22 protein-coding genes and 1 pseudogene are annotated in these 23,099 nt (G+C 34.0%); 17 read left to right on the top strand and 6 right to left on the bottom strand.

Features of this window, described 5'->3' with window-relative positions; all coding sequences use genetic code 11:
* Window positions 1-139 (bottom strand): transposase (locus KW502_RS15755; protein WP_500793355.1); only part of this gene is annotated, 139 nt, incomplete at its 3' end.
* Between the two features lie 239 nt (window positions 140-378).
* Here KW502_RS15755 and KW502_RS12530 point away from each other — a divergent pair.
* The gene (locus tag KW502_RS12530) at window positions 379-1,092 is read left to right on the top strand and encodes a hypothetical protein (protein ID WP_219040897.1); all 714 of its coding nucleotides are present in this window, start codon (window positions 379-381) and stop codon (window positions 1,090-1,092) included.
* A 176-nt stretch (window positions 1,093-1,268) separates the two neighbouring features.
* Complete coding sequence (locus KW502_RS12525) at window positions 1,269-1,910, top strand: DUF6000 family protein (RefSeq protein WP_219040896.1); 642 nt, start codon at window positions 1,269-1,271, stop codon at window positions 1,908-1,910.
* A gap of 79 nt (window positions 1,911-1,989) precedes the next feature.
* On the opposite strand, the pseudogene KW502_RS12520 reads toward KW502_RS12525, so the two are convergent.
* Window positions 1,990-3,081, bottom strand: a pseudogene (locus KW502_RS12520) (transposase).
* A gap of 202 nt (window positions 3,082-3,283) precedes the next feature.
* Here KW502_RS12520 and hchA point away from each other — a divergent pair.
* From hchA to KW502_RS12485, 7 genes are all read left to right on the top strand, one after another.
* Window positions 3,284-4,159 (top strand): glyoxalase III HchA, encoded by an 876-nt coding sequence (gene hchA, locus KW502_RS12515; RefSeq protein WP_219040895.1) that lies wholly within the window; start codon window positions 3,284-3,286, stop codon window positions 4,157-4,159.
* An 822-nt stretch (window positions 4,160-4,981) separates the two neighbouring features.
* Window positions 4,982-6,121 carry an ImmA/IrrE family metallo-endopeptidase gene (locus KW502_RS12510; RefSeq protein ID WP_219040894.1) on the top strand — a complete coding sequence of 380 codons (1,140 nt, stop codon included), beginning with the start codon at window positions 4,982-4,984 and terminating at the stop codon, window positions 6,119-6,121.
* Window positions 6,118-6,621, top strand: coding sequence for a DUF4411 family protein (locus tag KW502_RS12505; protein ID WP_219040893.1), 504 nt, complete (start codon window positions 6,118-6,120; stop codon window positions 6,619-6,621). Before KW502_RS12510 ends, KW502_RS12505 begins: the two co-directional genes overlap by 4 nt.
* 921 nt (window positions 6,622-7,542) lie before the next feature.
* The gene (locus KW502_RS12500; RefSeq protein WP_219040892.1) at window positions 7,543-7,767 is read left to right on the top strand and encodes a hypothetical protein; all 225 of its coding nucleotides are present in this window, start codon (window positions 7,543-7,545) and stop codon (window positions 7,765-7,767) included.
* Window positions 7,768-8,085, top strand: coding sequence for a type II toxin-antitoxin system RelE/ParE family toxin (locus tag KW502_RS12495; RefSeq protein ID WP_219040891.1), 318 nt, complete (start codon window positions 7,768-7,770; stop codon window positions 8,083-8,085).
* Between the two features lie 974 nt (window positions 8,086-9,059).
* Window positions 9,060-9,632 (top strand): helix-turn-helix domain-containing protein, encoded by a 573-nt coding sequence (locus tag KW502_RS12490; protein ID WP_219040890.1) that lies wholly within the window; start codon window positions 9,060-9,062, stop codon window positions 9,630-9,632.
* A 108-nt stretch (window positions 9,633-9,740) separates the two neighbouring features.
* The gene (locus KW502_RS12485) at window positions 9,741-11,222 is read left to right on the top strand and encodes a serine hydrolase domain-containing protein (protein WP_219040889.1); all 1,482 of its coding nucleotides are present in this window, start codon (window positions 9,741-9,743) and stop codon (window positions 11,220-11,222) included.
* 111 nt (window positions 11,223-11,333) lie between these two features.
* On the opposite strand, the gene KW502_RS12480 is transcribed toward KW502_RS12485, so the two are convergent.
* Window positions 11,334-11,591: a transposase gene (locus KW502_RS12480; protein WP_219040888.1), complete on the bottom strand. Its 258-nt coding sequence runs from the start codon at window positions 11,589-11,591 to the stop codon at window positions 11,334-11,336.
* 68 nt (window positions 11,592-11,659) lie between these two features.
* Complete coding sequence (locus KW502_RS12475) at window positions 11,660-12,190, bottom strand: NAD(P)H-dependent oxidoreductase (protein ID WP_219040887.1); 531 nt, start codon at window positions 12,188-12,190, stop codon at window positions 11,660-11,662.
* A gap of 96 nt (window positions 12,191-12,286) precedes the next feature.
* Here KW502_RS12475 and KW502_RS12470 point away from each other — a divergent pair, with 96 nt between their 5' ends.
* The 8 genes from KW502_RS12470 to KW502_RS12435 all read left to right on the top strand — a co-directional run bounded on the left by KW502_RS12470 (window position 12,287) and on the right by KW502_RS12435 (window position 20,828).
* Window positions 12,287-12,643 (top strand): winged helix-turn-helix transcriptional regulator, encoded by a 357-nt coding sequence (locus KW502_RS12470; protein WP_219040886.1) that lies wholly within the window; start codon window positions 12,287-12,289, stop codon window positions 12,641-12,643.
* 175 nt (window positions 12,644-12,818) lie between these two features.
* Entirely contained in the window at window positions 12,819-13,382 is a 564-nt protein-coding gene (locus tag KW502_RS12465; RefSeq protein WP_219040885.1) for a Crp/Fnr family transcriptional regulator, read from the top strand.
* 59 nt (window positions 13,383-13,441) lie between these two features.
* On the top strand, window positions 13,442-14,020 hold the full coding sequence (locus tag KW502_RS12460) for an NAD(P)H-dependent oxidoreductase (RefSeq protein WP_219040884.1): 579 nt from the start codon (window positions 13,442-13,444) through the stop codon (window positions 14,018-14,020).
* Between the two features lie 167 nt (window positions 14,021-14,187).
* Complete coding sequence (gene blaOXA / locus KW502_RS12455) at window positions 14,188-14,940, top strand: class D beta-lactamase (RefSeq protein ID WP_439651408.1); 753 nt, start codon at window positions 14,188-14,190, stop codon at window positions 14,938-14,940.
* A gap of 708 nt (window positions 14,941-15,648) precedes the next feature.
* A complete protein-coding gene (locus tag KW502_RS12450) occupies window positions 15,649-16,224 on the top strand; it encodes a cob(I)yrinic acid a,c-diamide adenosyltransferase (RefSeq protein ID WP_219040883.1) in 576 nt (191 codons plus the stop codon).
* A gap of 132 nt (window positions 16,225-16,356) precedes the next feature.
* Window positions 16,357-16,578, top strand: coding sequence for a DUF2795 domain-containing protein (locus tag KW502_RS12445; protein WP_006989959.1), 222 nt, complete (start codon window positions 16,357-16,359; stop codon window positions 16,576-16,578).
* A 77-nt stretch (window positions 16,579-16,655) separates the two neighbouring features.
* A complete protein-coding gene (gene secA / locus KW502_RS12440) occupies window positions 16,656-20,012 on the top strand; it encodes a preprotein translocase subunit SecA (protein ID WP_219040882.1) in 3,357 nt (1,118 codons plus the stop codon).
* A gap of 333 nt (window positions 20,013-20,345) precedes the next feature.
* On the top strand, window positions 20,346-20,828 hold the full coding sequence (locus tag KW502_RS12435; RefSeq protein ID WP_219040881.1) for a DUF4199 domain-containing protein: 483 nt from the start codon (window positions 20,346-20,348) through the stop codon (window positions 20,826-20,828).
* Here KW502_RS12435 and KW502_RS12430 read toward each other — a convergent pair.
* Both KW502_RS12430 and KW502_RS12425 read right to left on the bottom strand, forming a co-directional pair.
* A complete protein-coding gene (locus KW502_RS12430; protein ID WP_219040880.1) occupies window positions 20,821-21,498 on the bottom strand; it encodes a peptidoglycan DD-metalloendopeptidase family protein in 678 nt (225 codons plus the stop codon). The genes KW502_RS12435 and KW502_RS12430 overlap by 8 nt on opposite strands.
* Window positions 21,499-21,622: 124 nt before the next feature.
* A complete protein-coding gene (locus KW502_RS12425) occupies window positions 21,623-23,098 on the bottom strand; it encodes a hypothetical protein (protein ID WP_219040879.1) in 1,476 nt (491 codons plus the stop codon).
* Window position 23,099: the final 1 nt, after the last annotated feature.

Below are 23,099 nucleotides of genomic sequence, written 5' to 3'. Positions count from 1 at the left end.
GTTTAAAAAACACAACAGGATCTATACTCTTTTGACCACTGCTGCCGTAAAAACCTCGAGTAAGATCATAGAGAAAATCTAAGTTTAAGGCTTCTTTCAATCGGCGGTAGAAATTTGTGGGCGGTACCCGTTCACTCAACCGAAAACTGTTGAATAACTGCTCTTGCTATACTTTTTTGCCTTGCATATCATGAAATTAATCTTTTTTAGTAAATTGTGCAACACGCACAATGTATATAAAAAATAGGCGAAATAGCAATAAATTCAAGGCTTCTGGCTCGTATCAAACTTTATGCTTAACTGAAAGTTTAGTGCTTCAAAATCGCCTACTTTTCATATACTAACCGTTAGCTCACATATTGAAAACACTATTTAAAATTGAATAATAATAAAAATAATAACAAAAGAGTTTTAGAAGTTTATGTTTTACCTATCCTTGTTATTATATTTCTAATAGCTATTTCAACTGTATTTTCAAAATACTTGAATTTAAATAAAAGTGATTCTTCATTTGATTTTTTTATAGCTTTAGGTGTTGGTTTATTTTTTCACTTTTGGAAAAAGATAAATTGGATTTCTTTACCAGATGGTTCGCATTTAAAAGTTAAAAATTCTAATAATAACCACAAATCTTCAATTGGTTATAAGCAACTTGATTTAAAAACATCTAATAGCAATATTGAATTTAGAAATTCATTAGACAGCAAAGTTGTTTCACTGATTTGTGGCTTTATAGCAATTATTGCTGGAATATACATTTTTCCAAATTCAGGATTTTTATTGACTATATCATTAATTTCTGTGGGAATTTTAGTTCTACATCAAGGAATAAACGGATTACTAAATAGGACTCCAGAATTAGTTTTAAACAATGAAGGAATATGGACAAAAGAATTAAATTTTGAACCCTGGAAAAGGGTCATAAAAACTTCGGTAGTAAAGCAAAAAATAAGATATAATTATTCAACTTATCTTGAGATTTACTTATGCGATTATAGTAACGAAATACCAAAGCAAAGGTTAAATTTAGATGATATAAAAAATAAGGAACAAATAAAAACTACCATTGACAAACTGAATAAGAAAAACTAAACTTTATGTAGAAAAAATACGCGAGCTAACAAAAGCTATAGGCAATAGCTCGAGTTCGGGATTGAATGACGAAGGTTTGGGTTTATTTGCTAAATTTGTTGAATAAAATGACAATCTGGGCTTTTTTGGCGCTACTGCCCATAGCAAGACCGTTCTACGCAATTTGAACCAACAAAATGGACGAAAAAACCAAAAAACAAATTGAATTACATTCTGCTGGTGCAACAGTTAGACATTTAAGTCCATTTGAAGAATTGGAAAATTACTCGAATGAAAAAGAGATTACGGCTGAATTTATAAAAAAATGGTGCGTGCCGTTCTATATGTTCGGAATAAATAACTCGGATGAATTCATCAAAAATATCAAACCAATTCGCGCAGAATTAAATGAGGAAGTTGTTCTAAAACTACTTGGCGATTTTAATTGGCGAACGAGAATTGTTGGAGCTTACTTTGCTTCAATATTGGAACTGAAAAGCGTTGAAGAAATAATCGGAATTCACCTCGTAAAAAGTCAAGTTTGTTATGCTGGAAATGGTTATTGTTTGGCATTGGCGACATTTAATACACAAAGCGGAATTGAGTATCTAAAACAGTATCTTGAATATTATCTTACTCGAAAAGATTTGCACTTTGACCAAACTGGTGTGATGTGCGCATTGAAATGGACTGATGAACAAAACGGCACAAACGAAATGGAAAATTATTTGCAACTATACAACGAGTGGAATTCCAAACCTTACGGACAGAATTTAGACCATTCTTTTAAAGAATTTGAAAAACAGATGAACAACTTAAAGCGAATAAAAACTGCGTAGAACAACGGTAACCGTTGCACAACCCCATAATTAAAAAAAAACGTATTCATTTAAACCGCTTTAGAGCGGTTTTCTAGTTTTATATCGTTTGTAAATTAGCAAAATGAAGTGCCTTTAAAATGTATCTGTAGGCTTGCTTTAATCCAATTTTGGGTATTAAAAACAAGTCGAGCATTCCTGCTCCACTTTTGGTGCGTTTTTCAATAAACTTCAGGTATTTCTTGAGGTTGTAGGCAATGGCGGAGAGCTGCATACATTTATTGGCCTGTTTTAATCCTAAGGTGTTTACTTTTCTAAGCCCCATAAACTGAGTTAAGGTTCCAAAAACGGGTTCTACGGTGCTTTGTCGTTTGCCTTTCATATACCTGCCCTGTGGGCTTGCTACCCGGGCTTGACACTGATACGGGCATCAGGATCGGTAGGACTATCTTGCCTCCGACGAACGGAGTGAGAGGAAGGCACTATTGCTGGTATACTTACTGCCTTTATTTCCTGATCCCGGACGCTGATCCTGATCTTTGCTCCAACGCTTGTTGCGGCTAGAGATCGCCTTGAGTTCCTGTTCATTAGCCGTTATGCTGCGCTGACCTTTATCTGATTTATCGCCTTTATTCTTACGAAATGGCTGCTCTTTATCCATCGCACTAATATGACGAACTCTGCGCAGATGAGATTCTAACTCCTCTTCAGGTACTTTTAGTTCCAGAGTGTCCATCGAAGCATTGGCTTTTACAGGCGCACTGTCGATAGCCTGAGTATGCCCGCTAACCATCCCGGCCTCCACACAAAGCGTGAACACTTTAGTGAAAACCGCTTCAAAAATATCTTCAGGGAACAACTGCCGCGTGCGGCTGATGGTGGAATGCCAGGGCAGCTCCTCATCAATATCATAACCAATGAAGTACAAAATATCCAATCGCATACTGCAATGTTCAATAAGCTTGCGGTCGCTGATGATATTCTCTAAATAGCCCACCAGACAGAGTTTAAAAAACACAACAGGATCTATACTCTTTTGCCCACTGCTGCCGTAAAAACCTCGAGTAAGATCATAGAGAAAATCTAAGTTTAAGGCTTCTTTCAATCGGCGGTAGAAATTTGTGGGCGGTACGCGGTCACTCAACCGAAAACTGTTGAATAACTGCTCTTGATATACTTTTTTGCCTTGCATATCATCAAATTAATCTTTTTTAGTAAATTGTGCAACACGCACAACGTGTAAGCGCAATAACGGCTGAATTTCCTAACCCGAAATTCAACTCGTTTTGCTAAATTAGGTGCGTCAGCGGAAAGTACTCGCGCACTTTCCCGTTACTGACGCTTAGACAAGACCGTTACCTGCAAGCAAAAAAAATAAATTAACACATATTGATATGATTAAGAAACTTTTAGGAATAGCACCAAAACCAACAGAAGATGGAGCGTTTAGTCCATCAACATTTGCTTTAAAAATGGCGACTTCTTCAAAAACGGACTATGTAAAAATAGATTATCCTAATGCAAACAAAGACAGCAAATTAAAAGTGTTAATGGTTTGCACAGAAGAACGCAATATGAAAATGGCAAATGGAAACTATTTTTCTACTGGAAATCATCCTGTGGAAATGTTGTTACCTATGTTACATCTGAACAATGCAGGTTTCGACATTGATATTTATACACCCACAGGACAATCTGCAAAAATTGAAATGTGGGCTTTTCCCGAAAAAGACGAAAATGTAAAAACAATTTTTTCAAAGTATAAAATACAGTTTGAAAATCCGAAAAATTTATCAGATTTCGTAAAAAATGAAATGAACTCTAATACAAGTTATGTTGCGGTTTTCCTTCCCGGAGGACACGGAGCAATGTTAGGATTACCAACAAATGAAGACTTAAATAAGCTAATTCATTGGTCTGAAAACAAAGATTTGCTAATGTTAAGTATATGTCACGGACCAGCCGCTTTGTTGGCAGCAAATATAAATACTAACAAAAATGAATTTTTGTACAAAGACTACAAAATTGCAGCATTTCCTGATTCTGTAGACAAACAAACCCCAATAATAGGATATATGCCAGGACATTTGCCTTGGAAATTTGGCGAAAAACTAACCGAACTCGGCATTGAAATTATAAATAAAAAAGCAGATAAAACTTGTCATAAGGATAGAAATTTATTAACTGGTGCAAGTCCTAACGCAGCAAATGAATTTGGAAAACTATCAGCAACTGAATTGTTGAAAAAAGTAAATAAAGCCAGCAGGTAACACCATGTATAAAAAATTGCTTGTTTTAGCTAAATCAAAGTTAGTTGCTCGTTTACTTGCTTCTGATTCTCCTACGGAAAATCCTCGCACACTAAACCGCAACTTTTCATACGTGTGCCGAGAGTAACGATCGGCTGAAAGTCGTTACGCAACTGTTTATAAGATGGTGGAGCCGACCCACCAATGTTGTCCTACAGGGGAGAGCATTAAACCACCATAAGGTGCTTTGATAAAGAGTCAAGGTATTGAGCGTTATGGAAAAGGCTATGCCACGAGCTAGTCAGGTATGAATACTGGAGATGAATGCAAATGAACCTCTGATGAAGTGTCGAGAACGTGCAACCTTCTGTCAAAAGTGTTTGAAGTATGACAAACATTATAAGTCCAGCGGTCACCTGTTTATTGGCTGGGCGGCAGGCGTCATTTAGGAGGCATGACCAGTATTTGGGCTTATTTACGGAACTCGGGAACCTGTGCCAAGATGCAAAGTGAAATGTACAATAACGCAAACTAGAGGCAAAATAACGATGCTTGGTATAGGGGCGGACTAACTCGTAGTAGTGAAGAAGCTCCCGTAATGGGAGTGGAGCAAAGGGGTTAGCTAATTTGATGTACATACTGCCAACTTGAAAAAAGGATGAGCTATTTTTGTATGTCAAGTTAGAAGAGCCGTATGATGGGAGACTATCACGTACGGTTCTGTGAGAGGCTCGGGGTGAAAATCCCCTTGCCTACTCGACACATAAACGTTGTAGGTAATGCGAGAAACAACCGACTAAAGATAAAAACAGCTAATTATATTAATTAAATTATATTTGCCTAATGGCAACAAGGATTGAAAATATAAATTCTAATATTATAAACTGGGCAATTACTCGAGCAGGTAATAGTCTAGAAGAATTTTATGCGGATAATCCTGATGTTTTAGATTGGATAGAAGGAAATAAAAAACCTACTTTAAAACAATTAGAAAACTTCACTCATAAAGTTCACGTTCCTTTTGGGTATATGTTTATGAATGAGCCACCTAAAGAGGAAATTCCTATACCTTTTTTTAGAACAGGAGCAGCACCAAGAGATAAAGTTTCTTTAAATGTTTATCATACTATCCAAATAATAAAAGACAGACAAAATTGGTTGACAAATTATTTACAAGAAAGCCAATATCCTGATTTAGATTTTGTTGGAAAATATAACGATAGTTCTGATTATAAAGAAATTGCAAATGACATCAGGAATACTTTAAAATTACCTATTAACTGGGCTAGCAAACTTGGTACTTGGGAACAAGCTTTAGATTATTTGACATTACAAATTGAGGAAATTGGGATAATTATCAATTTTAATGGAATTGTTGGAAACAACACTAGAAGAAAAATTTTAGTTGAAGAATGTAGAGGTTTTGTTTTAGTAAATAATAAAGCACCTTTTCTATTCATAAATTCCGCAGATGCTAAAGCTGCTCAAATGTTTACTTTAATACACGAAATTGCTCATATTTGGCTAGGAGAAAGTGCTGGTTTTGATAATAAACAAATGCTTCCAGCTGATGACCCAACGGAATTATTATGTGATAAAGTTGCTGCAGAATTTTTAGTTCCTGAAATTTTCTTTAGAGAAAAATGGAATAGCAGTCAAAACATAAAATATTTAAGTAGAGTATTTAAAGTTAGTCCTATTGTAATTGCAAGAAGAGCATTAGATTTAAATTTAATTTCTAAACCTTCTTTTTTTGAATTTTATAACAATTATATAGCTGAATTTAAAAACAAAAAAGAAAGTCAAAGTTCTGGTGGTAATTTTTATGCAACTGCTAAAAAGAGAATTAGTTTAAGGTTTGTTAGTTATGTTAATAATGCAGTAAACGAAAACAATCTTTTATACAGAGATGCTTATAAATTAACTAGCTTAAAAGGAAATACGTACGAGAAGTTTATTAATGAATATCTATATCAAGTATGAGTAAATACATTGTAGATTCAAACTTCTTTATACAAGCTCATCGCTCAATTTACCCTCTTGATGTTGTTCAAAGCTTTTGGGTAAAAGTTAATGCATTATCTCAAAATGGAACTATAGTAAGTATTGATAAAGTAAAAAAAGAAATTTACGACAATTCTTCTCACGAAGATGAACTTAAAATATGGTGTGATGCTAATTTACCAGAAGATTTTTTCATCAATACAGATGCTGTTCTTCAAAACTACATTTCAATTGTAAATTGGACTAATTCTATGTCTCATCATTTCACACCAAATGCGATTCAGGAATTTCTTGAAACTGACTTGGCTGACCCTTGGCTTATTGCTTTCGCTATAAGTAATAATTGGACTATTGTTACTTATGAAAAAAGCCAACCTGAAAGAAGAAACAGAATAAAAATACCTGAAGTTTGTAATCAATTTAATGTTAGACATATTGATACAATCCAAATGTTTAGAGAATTAAACGAAAGCTTTTAAAGCACTACCTACAATCGAGTAGACGGCTCCGCCAGTAACTGACGGAGTGCGCCTCTCACACCACCGTACATACGGGTCTCGTATACGGCGGTTCATAATCCATCTTTTCACTCGCTCTTTACACCAATTGAAACTATTTCGTACTTTATGAATAGGCTACAGATTTTCTTGGGATTCGCTCACCCAATGAATGAAAAACAATGCTCCTATTCTAATTTCCGAAAGGATTATGTTCAGTCCTTTCCCATTTGTGAGACCTATGCAGTTTGCTGCACCTCGTTCCCTATGGGTACTATGACCTCTGCTGACTTCTCCACTATACCACCCCGTGATATTCCCGCGCGACATGCTGGCCCGTTCGCTAAAAATGTCTACAAGACATTTTCTTTACGCTCCGTCCTCCAGGTAAGGACATCTTCTTTCCCTCGATTCCTGCCAGATCTACTGCTCCGGTTTTCACTTTAGAAGTGTTTAGGACATTACAATGATGTGCTTGCTCATCCAACCTCACAGCCTCTTATCCGGTTCCTGTTCGTCAGTACCAGGGTTTGTAGTCCTGCTTCCTTCACTTCCCGCCTCACGACAGACAAGCTTGCAGCTTACTAATGGTTCAAAGAGCCTGTCCTGAGCCTAGTCGAAGGGTTACCCCTGCCCATAAGGGACTTGCACCCTCTAGATTAATATCATATCTTAGATATGATAAAGATGCCCATGCTGGGCACACACAATGTATAACCGCAATTACGGCGGATTCGACTACGTCCGAATCCACTCGGAATTGTTAAAGTCTGTGTCAAACCGAAAATTAACGCATATTAACCCGTAACTGACAGTTATACGAACCGTTGCCAACAAGCAAAAAAATATCGTAACTAAAATAATTAAAGTTAAATTTCATTATATTTGATTAAAAGTTGAATAATGGATTTGCAGACAAGAAAAATAGAATTTGTACAGGAATTTTTGAAAATTCAGAGCGAAGAGGCTATTGAACGTCTTGAAAAACTCTTAAAGAAAGAGAAAAAAAATAAGCATTCCGATTCAATGAGCGCTGAAGAATTAAATGAGCGAATAGAAAAATCTGAATCTGATTTCAAAAATAATAGATTCAAATCAACATCGGATTTATTAGCCAAATATGAGTAAATGGAACTGAAAGTAATTTGGTCTAATTTTGCAGAAACGCAGCTTGATGAAATTTTTGAATACTACAGAGAAAAAGCAAGCTTGAACATTGCTAATAAACTTGTTCGTGAAATTATTCTTGAATCTGAGCATTTAAAAAATTCTCCTTTTATCGGACAAAAAGAAATCCGACTACTAAATAGAAAAATTGACTACAGATATCTGGTTTATAAAAATTATAAATTGATTTATTCTGTTAACGAGAAAAAAGGATTTATCAGAATAGCTGATGTATTTGACACCAGACAATATCCAGCAAAAATTAGTCGAAAGAAATAAGCCAGTTGGCAACACCGGTAACCGTTGCACAAGTCTAAATTTCTAAGAAAAGAGGATTATTTTGATTTTTAGGAATAGTTAAATTTTTGATTTCTAAGGGTATGTTATTATTGAAATCTACTATTAATTTTAAATTTGATTAAGAAAGAGGTTGTGCAACAAGCACAACGTGTATAATTCATTGCTAATTATAGCCTACTTACGAAAGTCCTCGCGGACTTTCTATCTGTGATTTATTCGCTAACTTTAGTACTTAAACACGCAACGAAATCATACGTGTGCCGAGAGTAACGATCGGCTGAAAGTCGTTACGCAACTGTTTATAAGATGGTGGAGCCGACCCACCAATGTTGTCCTACAGGGGAGAGCGTTAAACCACCATAAGGTGCTTTGATAAAGAGTCAAGGTATTGAGCGTTATGGAAAAGGCTATGCCACGAGCTAGTCAGGTATGAATACTGGAGATGAATGCAAATGAACCTCTGATGAAGTGTCGAGAACGTGCAACCTTCTGTCAAAAGTGTTTGAAGTATGACAAACATTATCAGTCCAGCGGTCACCTGTTTATTGGCTGGGCGGCAGGCGTCATTTAGGAGGCATGACCAGTATTTGGGCTTATTTACGGAACTCGGGAACCTGTGCCAAGATGCAAAGTGAAATGTACAATAGCGCAAACTAGAGGCAGAATAGCGATGCTTGACACAGGGGCGGATCAGTCTGTAGTAGTGACGCAAGTTTCTGTAATGGAAATGGAGCGAAGGGACTGACTTATTCTGTTTTATCAATTTTTACAACTCGCAAGAGGATGATTGAATTTGAGAAGACAAAATCATTACCTATTACCAAAGAAATGGTATGGGAAGCCTACTTACAGGTAAGGCGTAAAGAAACTCGTTGGCGGTAATTTCGGTACGGTAAAGGATGTGACTTTAACTTTGTAAACCATGTGCCTTAGCGAACATTTAAAAAAGAAAAATGTCCAGATTAAAAGCATTAAGAGAACAGCAAAATTTGACTCAAGAAGAATTATCAAAAAAATCTGGTATTTCAGCAAGAACAATACAGCGAATTGAAACAGGAAAAGAACCCAAAGGTTACACACTTCGGGCTTTGGCAAAAGCATTAGAATTATCAGAAAATGAATTGCTTCTCAAAGAATCCGAACAAGAAAAACCTAAAATTTTGGCTAATAAAGGAGAACCCCAACAAGTGGTTTTGATTAACTATTCTTATCTAAAATTAATAAATCTTTCTTCAATTCCATTTATCCTTATTCCGCCATTGAATATCATCATTCCATTTATTTTGGTGCTCACAATGAAACAAAAAAACGTTTTAACTAAACAGCTTATTTCACTACAAATACTTTGGACAATTCTAGCCCCTATTGTATTTATGCTAGGTCTTTTTTTAAAACTTGGAAATAAGTTTACTTTAATCCTTATGATACTAATCGTTTTATCTAATGTATTCATTATCCTTCGAAATGCAATTGAAATAGATAAGAACAAAAGACTTTATTACAAGCTGAATTTCAATATGATATAATACTTGTCGGGTTTTTGTCGAGTTATTGTCGGGCTAATTTTTAGAATACAGAAAATGAGTTTTTAACCTTTGTGCAAAATAATTATTTACAGCAAAAAAAAATTCATTATGACAAAAAAAAATATCTTAAGCTTTATTATTACCCTCTTTGTTTTCGCAATTAGCAAAGCACAAGTAGACAAAAATTCGAAACTCTATAAAACGATACTATCAAAAGACAGCTTGCTGTTTAATGTTGGGTTCAATACTTGCGATATCAAACAGTATGAAAATTTATTAAGCGATAACTTAAAATTTTATCACGACAAAGATGGAATTTCTGATAAAACAAAATTTCTTTACGACCTAAAAAACGGACTATGTAAAAGTCCCGAAACACGTCAGGTAAAAAGATTTTTAGTGAAAGAAAGTACAGAGATTTTCCCGCTTTACAGAAATGGAGTTTTGTATGGAGCTATTCAAAACGGAAAACATTTATTTTATGAAAATAAAGAAAGTGAACCTGGTTCAGCAAAATTCTCAAACGTTTGGATGTTGGAAAACGGTGATTGGAAATTGACTACATCCTTAAGCTTTGGACATCAAGCATACGAAATACAAAAAATAGATAATTCTATTTTTGATAACGACAAGGAAATTGAAAAATGGTTAAAATCAAACAACATACCAGCTTTAGGACTTGGTGTCATCAATGAAGGCAAACTTCAACAAATAAAAGTATATGGCGACCTTATAGATGGAGAAAGCGCTCCTTATAATACTATTTTCAATGTAGCATCTTTAACAAAACCAGTAACCGCAATAGTTGCTTTAAAATTGGTCAGTTTGGGCAAATGGGATTTAGACGAACCTATTTATAAATATTGGACTGACCAAGACGTTGCAGATGACCCAAGAAGTAAAAAACTTACTACAAGACATATTTTAAGTCATCAAACTGGATTTCCAAATTGGAGATATTTAAACAAATCAAAAAAATTAAATTTTCAATTTGAACCAGGAACCCAATATCAATATTCGGGCGAAGGGCTTGAATATTTGCGAAAGGCTTTAGAAAATAAATTTAAAAAAACTTTAAACCAATTAGCCAAAGAATTAATCTTTGACCCATTGGCAATGACCGACACGCAATATATTTGGGACGATAAGATTGACGAATCTCGATTAGCCCTTGGATATGACAACAAAGGAAATGCCTATGAAACAGTTAAAAACAAAACAGCAAATGGTGCTGACGATTTATTGACAACAGTCGAAGATTATGGAAAGTTTTTGGTTAGTGTAATGAACAGCATCGGGCTTTCCAAAAAAGTATTTGAGGATATGGTTACTCATCAAGTTACAACCAAAAAAGGAAAACACATCGGCCTCGGATTTGAAATTTATAATTTTAAAAATGGAGATTACGCATTATCACATAGTGGAGCAGACAATGGAGTTCAAGCAATTGCTTTTATATTTCCGAAAACAAAAAAGGGATTAATAATCTTCACAAACGTGGATAATGGATATAAAATTTACAAGAAAATAATAACCCATTATTTAGGTGAGCAGGGAAAAGAAATAATTGAAATTGAAAAAGCAGAATAAAAAATACCGTCAACAAAGAACTGAGGTAAAAACCAACTCTTTTTTACATTAAATTTGAGACATACATCACCTATGGACTTGCAAGAAAAAGTCGGACAATTTTTTTAATACCTATACCCCATTTTTAAATTGATAAAATTCTTGTTCTACTTCGTAGGGAGTTTTGTATCCCAAAAAGGAGTGTAATTGTTTCCTGTTATACCCTATTTCTATATATTCGAAAATAGCGGTTTTAGCTGCCTTGCGCCATTTATAAATCCCTTGTACCTCTATGCCCAGTTCATCTGCTAGCTCCTTTATGTTGTCGCTTTGGTCACTTAATCGTACTGCCTGCTCCGTTAATTCAGGATTATAATAGCGTTTTTTCATAGTTTTAAGATATTTGTTTTATAACAAATGGTCTTAAATTTATGTCCGAGTAAAAGTAGTAAATTCACCTAGAAAGCATTAACGAAAAAGAAATACTTACGAGTACTTTCTTCAATAAGTTCGCTCGGTGTATTTGAATCAGATCCATAATTTGCAAAATATGGTCGATAATTAGCTTTTACATATTTAAAAGTAAGTTCAAACGGTACTAATACTTCTTTTAAAGTATGCTTGTAATCACCTTCTATTGAATAATCATCCTTTATTGCCCCTGCACTTATAGCTAGAGCTATTTTTTTATTTTCTAATTTATAACCGCTTTTACTCCCAAAAGCCCACCCATAAGTTAACACTTCGTCTAACCATTTTTTTAAAAGCGGTGGAGAGCTAAACCAATATAAAGGAAACTGAAAAATAATTGCATTATACTTTTCCATTAATCTTTGCTCTGCCAACACATTAATTTTTTCATCTGGATAAACTTTATATAATTGATGAATATCAAATTCATCTGGATACTTTTCTAATTCCTCAATCCATCTTTTATTAATTACTGAATTTTCTATATCTGGATGAATCAGAATGACTAAGGTTTTCATATTTTATATCTTTAAATTTCGGATACAAAAATAAACTCCTATATTTAATTATTTGAGATCACAACCCATTGTAGGATACATACAAAAATGTAAGTAATGTCTAAAATCAAGGAAACATCCACCAACTTTGCCAATAAACAAGCTTTATCTAATAAATGCCTGGAAGTGTATTCTACAAATATTATTGGTGGACAATGGTCACTACCAATTTGCTATGCGTTGTTGAGTGGTAAATTAAGATTTGGAGAAATAAAGAAGGTTTTACCAAACATAACGGAACGAATGCTTACGTTACAACTAAAAAAATTGGAGAAAAATAAAGTTTTGACCCGTAAAATTTATGCAGAAGTTCCACCCCGTGTTGAATATGAATTAACGAGCATTGGTTACGAGCTGAAACCAATAATTAAAGAACTTGAAAATTGGGCTAAAAAGCATAAAAAAATGTTGTAAAAGTACGATCGCACAAAAACGTATTTAACAAATAGCGCAAGTCATTGGTAACACAAGGGTTTGGGGATTTTTGGAAAGTGGCCAAGTTATTAAATTTGACGATTACCATGAGATAAAATAAATAGTAAAATTTAAAAATCTAGGTTATAAGCTATATAAAAACTCGTTAGCAATAATGAAAAAATATTTAGAAACATTTAATATGCTTACCAAGGATGAAATTGATTTTTTTGAAAAAAAAGTAGTTCGTAAAAAACTAAAAAAAGGAGAATTTTTCATCAAAGAAGGTCAAACTTGCAAAGAAGTAGGGTTTGTCGTTTCTGGATTATTTAGATCATTTTATCATTCCTCTAAAGAAGAAGAAGTTACCTATTGTTTTACCTTTTCTAATTCGTTTGTGAGTGCCTATTCTTCATTTTTGTCTCAAAATAAAACGGTAGAAAACATCCAAGCTTTAACCGATACTGAAATTTTAACAATATCTAAAGATCAGCTTTTAAAATTAGAACAATCAAGTACTAATTGGTTAACATTTTTAAAAATGATGGCTGAGCAAGAATATATCAAATTGGAAAAAAGAATTTTTATGTTACAAAGAGAAAGTGCTGAAAAACGTTATCTCGATTTATTGACCAATCAACCAGAGTATTTACAGTTCATCCCTCTTCATTTTCTTTCTTCATATTTGGGGATTACTCAAAGACATTTGAGTCGAATAAGAAAGTCCATTTCAAATTAGACAAATGTCCTTTTAAAGAAATTTAATAGTGTAGTTCTTTGTAAAAAAACAGAACAAACATGAAACAAGTACTCATCATAAATGGACATCCTGACAAAGAGAGTTTTAATAATGCTTTATCCGAAGCTTATGTAAAAGGAGTCAGTAATACACAGGCGACAATAACTCAAATGAACATTTCTGAATTAGAATTTAATCCTAATTTAAAATTTGGGTATCGAAAAAGAATGGAGTTAGAACCCGATTTGGTTGAGGCCATTGATAAGATAAAAATTGCAGATCATATAGTATGGTTTTTTCCAATGTGGTGGTATGGTTATCCTGCATTAATGAAAGGATTTATAGACAGAACATTTTTACCTGGAATCACTTATCAGCCAATTGAGGGAAAACCATTGCCTAAAAAACTCTTAAAAGGAAAATCGGCACGTTTAATTATTACGGCTGACACCCCAAAATGGTATGATTATTTAATCATGAAAAGCCCCACTATCAATCAATTTAAAAAAGGGACTTTGCAATTTTGCGGCATCAATCCTGTTAAAGTAACTTATATTTCACCCATTAAAAATTCAAGCCCTGATTTTAGAAAAAAGTGGTTGGATAAAATATTCAACTTAGGAAAAAAAATAAAGTAAACACCCTAAATATTTAGCAACAATAAACAATGGTTTTGAACACTTATCCAAACCGTTTTTTTGCATTATTATTTACTTTTGTCACTCTTTATACAAAGTGGTTAACAGCAGTAACATTATGAAAATATTAGATATTATTTTAACGGTAGGTATTTTAATTTCTTGTCATCAAAAAAAACAATACAAAAGAAATACTGAAGTCCGAATTTCAATCAATAATAAACTCAAATCATGTAGAAGGTTCCATACTGATTTATGATACACAAAAAGATGTGTTTTACTCAAATAACTTTGATTGGGCTAAAACAGGTCGTTTGCCTACTTCTACTTATAAAATTCCGCACTCTATAATTGCTTTAGAAACTAAAGTTGTAGAAAATGACAGTACATTATTTAAATGGAATGGAGAAAAAAGAGCCTATAAAATTTGGGAGCAAGATTTAATGTTAAGAGATGCTTTTCAATACTCCTGCGTTCCATGTTACCAAGAAATTGCCAATAAAATTGGAGAAAAAAGAATGAATGAATATCTCAAAAAATTAGAATTTGGAGAGATGAATGTTACTTCTAAAAATTTAGACGTATTCTGGCTAGAAGGAACCTCAAAAATCAATCAATTTCAACAAATAGATTTTTTAAAACGTCTGGTGAATTCTGAATTAAAAATTTTTAAAAGAACAGAAGAAATTCTAAAAAGAATCTCTTTTATTGAAGACAATGAAAAATATAAGTTATACGGAAAAACTGGATTATCTATTAGAAACGCAACCTACAATGGTTGGTTTGTAGGTTATGTAGAAACAAAAAATAACACTTACTTTTTTGCTACCAATATTGAACCTAATGAAAACACAAACAAAGAATTATTTCTTAAACTAAGAAAAGAATTAACACTTAAAGCTTTAGAGTTTGTAAAATAAAAACCAACAGCTAAAATCCATTCGGGCTCTTTGTATTGCAGCTATACTTATTAAGCCTTTAAATTATACGGCCCCGAAGTTTATGGATGGATTAGTGACGCTAAACTGAATCAAACAAAAAGCATTAGAATTAAGTTATGCCTAAAAAGTGGTTACAGTATTGAAAAAACGGAACATTCTGCCTGCGGTGTTTTACCGCTAAACATGAAGAATAAAATAATTTAGGAAGCATCTTTTCCCAGTCCGCGTAATCCTAGACTGATGAGCAAGAAGAAGTAGACTGTTTTTAAAAACAGCTAAAGAAGACGTAAATAAAAGTGAAAATTAAAAAAAGGCAGTTGGTATCTTCTCTACGAGTGAAAAGAAAAATAAAAATTTGTAAAACAATACCTTAAGGTATTTCTTGGTGAGATGATGTATAAAGATTAAAAATAAGTAAGAACAGCTATAAATTAAGATCTAAGGCAGAGTCATCCATCTTTCAATCGAGACCTGATGAAATACCAACAGAAGTCATTCCTATTTAGGAAACAAAATTAGTAAAGAATTTGGATTAGAGATGTATCATCATAAACTAGCAGCATAGTCACTCAACTTAAAGTCCAGTTTTTTGTGGTAAGTCCAACCATAAAAATCATTAAATTTCAGAGGGATTAAAAATTATTAGCTTGTGCATTCTTTTTTTATCTTTAAGCCTTAAATAAGCTTATGAAAATATACACAAAAACCGGAGACAAAGGCACCACCGCATTATTTGGAGGCACCAGAGTCCCAAAACATCATATTCGTATTGAAAGCTATGGAAGTGTAGACGAGTTAAATGCCTACATTGGTATGTTAAGAGATCAAGAAATTGAAGAAGAGTTTAAAACGATTCTTTTTGATATTCAGCACCAATTATTTACGCTTGGCGCAGAGTTAGCCACCGATCCCAAAAAAGCTAAACTCAAAAATGGTAAAGAACGATTAGCTATTGAAAAAGTTCAACAAAAAGAGGTAGAACGTTTAGAACAAGAAATAGACCGTATGAATGAGACTTTGCCACAAATGACACACTTTATTTTACCTGGGGGGCACCAAGCGGTGTCATATTGTCACATCGCAAGGTGTGTTTGCAGAAGAGCAGAACGCTTAACTACAGCATTATACGATTTAGAACCTTTTGATGAATATATTTTACAGTACTTAAACCGATTATCAGATTACCTATTTGTACTGGCACGAATGTTGTCTAAATCCCTTCAGGTAGAAGAAGTAAAGTGGATTCCTAAAAAGATTTCTTAACTTTAGCCCCTAAATGATTAGGGTTTATTATCCTGAAAAACAAGTTCTTAAAAATAATGATGAAATAATAGATTTTTTACTTGACTTTTACGTCAAAAAATTTATTTTTGCACAAAACTAAAACACAATAAGATGTATTGGACTTTAGAATTAGCATCTTACCTAAGCGATGCTCCATGGCCAGCTACGAAAGACGAGTTAATAGATTATGCAATTAGAACAGGTGCCCCTTTAGAGGTGGTAGAAAACCTACAGTCTATAGAAGACGAAGGCGACTCCTACGATTCTATTGAAGAGATTTGGCCAGATTATCCTACCGATGAAGATTATCTTTGGAATGAGGATGAATATTAAAAAACAAAAAGTAATAAGTAAAAGTCTCTTCTAGAGGCTTTTTTTTTGCTTATTTTTAAATAAAAACAATAACCACTATGGGTTTTTTAGACTCTGTAATAAAAATGTTTGTTGGAGATAAATCTGAAAAGGATGTCAAATCCATTCAGCCTATTGTCGACAAAATAAAAGCTTTAGAAAGCGAATTCGAAAAACTTTCTTTAGACGAATTAAGAAATAAAACTACTTCTTTTAAACAAAAAATAAAAGAAGCTACCCAATCGGTAGATCAGCAAATAGTAGATCTTCGCCAAAAGGCAGAAGATTCTGAAGATATTGCTGAGAAAGAAGATATCTACGCTCAAATAGATGGACTTAAAGAAGAAGCCTATGCTATTTCTGAAGAAATCTTAAACGAAATTCTTCCCGAAGCCTTTGCTACTGTTAAAGAAACAGCTAAACGTTTTGCTCACAATGAAACTTTAGAAGTAACCGCTTCAGAATTTGATAGAGAAATTTCAGCTTTAAAAGAAAATGTAACGCTAGAAGGAGACAAAGCCCTTTGGAAAAATTCTTGGGATGCTGCTGGTAAAGAAGTCACTTGGGATATGATCCATTACGACGTTCAGCTTATTGGTGGTGTAGCCATGCATCAAGGTAAAATTGCAGAGATGCAAACCGGTGAAGGAAAAACATTAGTAGCCACCCTTCCTGTCTATTTAAATGCATTAACCGGTCGTGGTGTACACTTAGTAACGGTTAATGATTACTTAGCGAAACGTGATAGCGCTTGGATGGCGCCTATTTTTGAATTTCATGGATTGAGTGTTGATTGTGTAGATTATCACCGTCCTAACTCTGCGGCACGTCGTAAAGCTTATAATGCAGACATCACTTACGGAACCAACAACGAATTTGGTTTTGATTACCTGCGTGATAATATGAGCCACTCACCTAACGATTTGGTACAGCGCCCACATAATTACGCTATTGTAGATGAAGTCGATTCTGTATTAGTAGATGATGCGCGTACCCCTTTAATTATATCGGGACCGGTTCCTAAAGGAGATGTGCATGAATTTGATGCTCTTAAACCACAGGTAAGTAAAATTGTAGAAGCACAACGTAAATATTTAGTAGGTGTTCTTGCAGATGCTAAAAAATTAATCGCAAGCGGCGATACCAAAGAAGGAGGCTTCCTTTTATTAAGAGTATACCGTGGTTTACCTAAAAATAAAGCTTTAATTAAGTTCTTAAGTGAAGAAGGAATTAGACAATTACTTCAAAAAACAGAGAACCAATACATGCAAGACAACAATCGTGATATGCATAAAATTGATGCAGAATTATACTTTACGATTGAAGAAAAAAGCAACCAGATAGACTTAACCGATAAAGGTGTAGAATTTCTTTCGGGTAAAGAAGATCCTGATTTCTTTGTGATGCCTGAAATGGGAATTGAAGTTTCTAAAATCGAAAAATTAGATCTTCCTAAGGAAGAAGAAGCAGAGAAAAAAGAAGAACTTTTTAGAGACTTTAGTGTAAAAAGTGAACGTATTCATACGCTTCGCCAATTACTTAAAGCTTACACTTTATTTGAAAAAGACACCGAATATGTGGTGATGGATAATAAAGTGAAAATTGTAGATGAACAAACTGGTCGTATTATGGACGGGCGTCGTTACAGTGACGGTCTTCACCAAGCGATCGAAGCCAAAGAAAGTGTTAAAATTGAAGATGCTACGCAAACTTTTGCTACCGTAACATTACAGAACTATTTTAGAATGTATGGGAAGTTATCAGGAATGACGGGGACGGCGGTAACAGAAGCGGGTGAACTTTGGGAAATCTACAAATTAGATGTAGTTGAAATTCCTACCAATCGCCCCATTGCGAGAAACGATAAAGAAGATTTAGTTTATAAAACAAAAAGAGAAAAGTACAACGCGGTTATTGAAGAAGTAACCAAACTTTCACAAGCGGGCCGTCCAGTATTAATTGGTACTACTTCTGTAGAAATTTCTGAATTATTAAGTAGAATGCTTAAAATTAGAAATGTACCGCATAATGTACTTAATGCCAAACTGCATAAAAAAGAGGCAGATATTGTAGAAGAAGCGGGGAAATCGGGTATCGTTACCATCGCAACCAATATGGCGGGTCGTGGTACAGATATTAAATTGAGTAAAGCCGTAAAAGAAGCCGGAGGTTTAGCCATTATTGGCACCGAACGTCATGACTCACGTCGTGTAGATAGACAGTTAAGAGGTCGTGCTGGTCGTCAAGGAGACCCTGGAAGTTCTCAATTCTACGTTTCTCTAGAAGATAACCTAATGCGTTTATTTGGTTCTGAAAGAATAGCCAAATTAATGGATAGAATGGGATTAGAAGAAGGAGAAGTGATTCAACACGGAATGATTTCAAAATCTATTGAACGTGCGCAGAAAAAAGTAGAAGAAAATAACTTTGGGGTTCGTAAACGCTTATTAGAATATGATGACGTGATGAATGCTCAGCGTGAAGTAATCTACAAGCGTCGTTACCACGCTCTATATGGTGAACGCCTAAGAGTAGATATTGCCAACATGATTTTTGATATTTCTGAAGCGATTTCAGAAACCAATAAAATGGCAAGCGATTATAAAAACTTTGAGTTTGAACTGATTCGCTATTTCTCTATGGATGCTCCCGTTACGCAGCAAGAATTTGAGAAAATGAGCGTTCAAAGTCTTAGCGCTAAAGTTTATGAAGTTGCTTACGAAAATTACCAGGAACGTATGAAGCGTAATGCTGAATTAGCTTTTCCAGTAATTAAAAATGTATATGAAGAGCAAGGTGCTAGATTTGAGAGAATTGCCGTACCCTTTTCAGATGGCTCTAAAACGCTAAATGTAGGTACAAATTTACAAAAGGCTTACGAAACAGAAGGAAAACAGCTCATCACAGATTTTGAAAAGAACATTACTTTAGCCATTATCGATGACGCTTGGAAGACTCACCTTAGAAAAATGGATGAGTTAAAACAAAGTGTACAGTTAGCGGTTCACGAACAAAAAGACCCTTTACTAATCTATAAATTTGAAGCTTTTGAATTGTTTAAAGCAATGTTAAGTGAAGTGAACAAAGATGTAATTTCTTTCTTATTTAAAGGAGAAATCCCTCAGCAGCAACAATCTAACATTCAAGAAGCAAAAGAAGCTCCAAAAGAAAAAGTTGAAACGCGTAAGGAAGAGATTAAAAATATAGATGAACGTGCAGCACAATCGAGAGCAGCCGGTCAAACTCAACCTCAACAACCACAAGTTACCGAGACCATTAAAAGAGACCAACCAAAAATTGGGCGTAATGATAAGGTAACCATTAAAAACGTGGCTAACGGAGCATCTAAAACTGTAAAATATAAACAAGCTATTCCGTTACTAGAAAATGGAACTTGGGTGCTTACCCAACATTAATTAGTAAACAGGTTAACTTATTAAAATCCCAAACTTTATGTTTGGGATTTTTTTGTTTTAAACCCAATAACGTTCATCATTCCAACAAAAGAAGAATTTCAATTACCCACAATTTTCACTGCACTGCGCTGCGCTCTAAATGACAGTATGAAAATCATTCTCTCAAAAAATGTCATTCCGACGATAGGAGGAATCTCAATCAACTCATATCTAGAAATGTTTTTCGGTACGCTAGGTTGCGCGCTATAGATGAGATAACTATTTAAAGAAAATTATACCCCTTAAAATAACTGAGGTTTTAGTAATTTAGCTGCCATTAAAAGAAAATCATAAATGAAAAAATTCAGAATAGAATTTAGATGGGCAATTATCTTCAGTATGTTCACCTTATTATGGATGTATTTCGAAAAAAGTATGGGCTGGCATGATGAATTGATTTCAAAACAAGCCGCTTATACCAATTTGATCGCCATTCCTTATCTTATTATTTTCACAATAGCTTTAATTAATAAGCGTGAAAAAGATTTTAATGGAGTGATGTCTTGGAAACAAGGTCTCATTTCAGGGACCATTATTTCAGCATTTATAGCGGTTCTTTCCCCTATAGTTCAATTTGTAATTTCAGATTATATCACTCCAGATTATTTTCATCATATAATTACCTATTCTGTAGAATCTGGTAGAATGAGCCAAAAAGGCGCAGAAGCTTACTATAATTTTAATTCTTATTTAATTCAAGGGATCTTTTTTAGCTTAGCGATGGGAATTGTAACTTCTGCCATTGTCTCTATTTTTGTAAAAAAAGAGCCTAAGTAAGTTTTAACAACAGGTTAGGATTAGGACAATTTTGTTGATAAAAATATAAATTTTCAATACTACACACTCCAGGGTAATCTCCTATAGTATTCGCTAAATTTTTAATGACTTGAAAATGTAAATGTGGCGCATAATCGCCATTTACATCAGCTTTTCCTAGCTCTGCTATTTTTTGTCCTTTTGCAATAGAAGTTCCTACTTTTAAATAGGCTATAGAATCTAAAGTTAAGTGTCCGTAAAGCGTATAAAATTCAACCTTATTAAAATTATGTTTTAAAATAATGGTGGGGCCATAATCTCCAAAATTAGTATTATTTTGAAAGCTGTGCACCTCGCCCACTAAAGGACTAAAGATTGAAGTGTAAGCTTTTGCCCACAAATCTAACCCTATATGTACATCTCTATCTTGAATGTGTTCTTTACCAAAATGTTCACTCCTACGGTAGAGATTTCTTTTTTCTAAATAGCCACCAAATGCTACTTTTTTTTGATGTTTATCTAACTGTAGTTGAATATATTTCTCCATTGAAGCTGAAGAGGTAACATCTACCTTCGATAAGCTTTTATTAGTGACTGAAAGGTCTAAAGGTAAATAGTCCTTTTTTGCAAAACCTCCAATAATAGGTGTGAATTGGGAAGTAAGCGTATTTAAAAATTCTGTAAATAGCATGGATTTATTTTTAATATAAAAATAAAAATGTTTTGCTCTTTCGAGCAAAACATTTTCTAAAACAGGAGGCGTTTATACACCTTAACTCAATCTTAAACCAAACTTTATCAATCTACTTCCTGTTTTATTGAATAAGCACATCACTAAAACGTGCATTAATACGAATACTACTATCGGTGTTTCTAGATTTATGGTAACCATCAATTAATTGATTACCGTAACTATCCATCACGCTTGTTTTTAATTTACTAGGATACTTTACCTCACTACGAGAACCACTATAGGTGAAATTAAAAGAAGAACTAGGGAGTTTCAATATTAAATCACTATTTTCTAAATTAATTTCTAAACGTTTAAAGTGATCTCCTGTATGGTTAATGGTTAATTCACCAAAAGAACCTGAAATAATACCTGTTTCTTCCAACTCATCAATTACTACATCACTGGCATTTGAAGATAATTTAATGCTCTTTGCTTTTTCAATTTTGCAATCTTTGACGTAACTTGTGTTTATACTGCCGTGTTCCCAACCTTCAATATAAATAGGAGAATAAGAAATAGTTAACGCTGTTTCTTTTCCATTTATATTTTTTGCTTTAAAATTAGTGTGAGCAATGTTTCCTCTAAGGTTAGTTACATCATCTTCAAAAGTTAAATTACCATGCCTTACGTTTAAATGAACTTTTGCGTTTTTAGGCATTTTAATCACTATTGTTCTTCTCACCTTCTCTTCTGCATTTCTTACCGAAGGCATCGGCATTCTATTGCCGCCAGAGTATTGCATACTTACAATTTTCCCATTAGGAGTTGTAGTAACCGTTTTTGTCATATTCCCCTGACTTCCCTCAAATTGTTGGGCCCAAGCTTCTATTTGTTGTGTGAAATTTTGGCTCCATTCTTCCATTTTTTTTTCAACAGCTTCTTCTCGTTTTTTCATTTCTCCGCTACGTTCCATTGCTTGCATTTTTCGCTCTAACTGTTTTGCCCAAACTTGTGCATCTTTCTCAAAACTACCGCCCCATTCTTGCATTACAGCTTCAAAATTCTTTCCAAATTTATCCTCTACTTCTTGTTCATAACGTTCTACATAAGCTTCTCCTTCCTTTTGATAAGCATCGTAATCAAATTTCAAACTACTTAAGCCTTCTGCAAATTCTGGCGGTAAAGGATGATTAGACATTTGCTTAAGCATAGGCCCTACCATATTTTTCATAAAGGGAGCTATCATGTCTGAATTAAGATTCATCACTGTTATAGGGTTTCCCATTTCAGGAAAACTACCAAAACCAGCCTCTATTCCATTTGAAGCGATCGCTATTTTATGACTGTTTCCTAAAATTTCTAATTTCCATAATTCTGCAATTTTTTGCAACTGTTCTTTAGCTAATTCATCTGAAAAAACTTTAGCTTCTATTTTCACCTCATCTCTATTCCAGGTTTCAAAAACTACATGCGTTCTTTTTGTGTTTAAGTCTATAAAAACATCTTTCTCTACATCAAATGATTCTTGAAGTTTATTTACTTCAGTCTGAGCATTCACTACGGTCTGAACTAAAAGTAGTATTGCAATTACAAGGGGTTGTATAATCTTCTTTTTCATC

It is taken from the genome of Mesonia aestuariivivens, assembly GCF_019311235.1.
Taxonomy (GTDB): domain Bacteria; phylum Bacteroidota; class Bacteroidia; order Flavobacteriales; family Flavobacteriaceae; genus Mesonia; species Mesonia aestuariivivens.
This window is presented reverse-complemented; position numbering and strand designations above follow the sequence as displayed.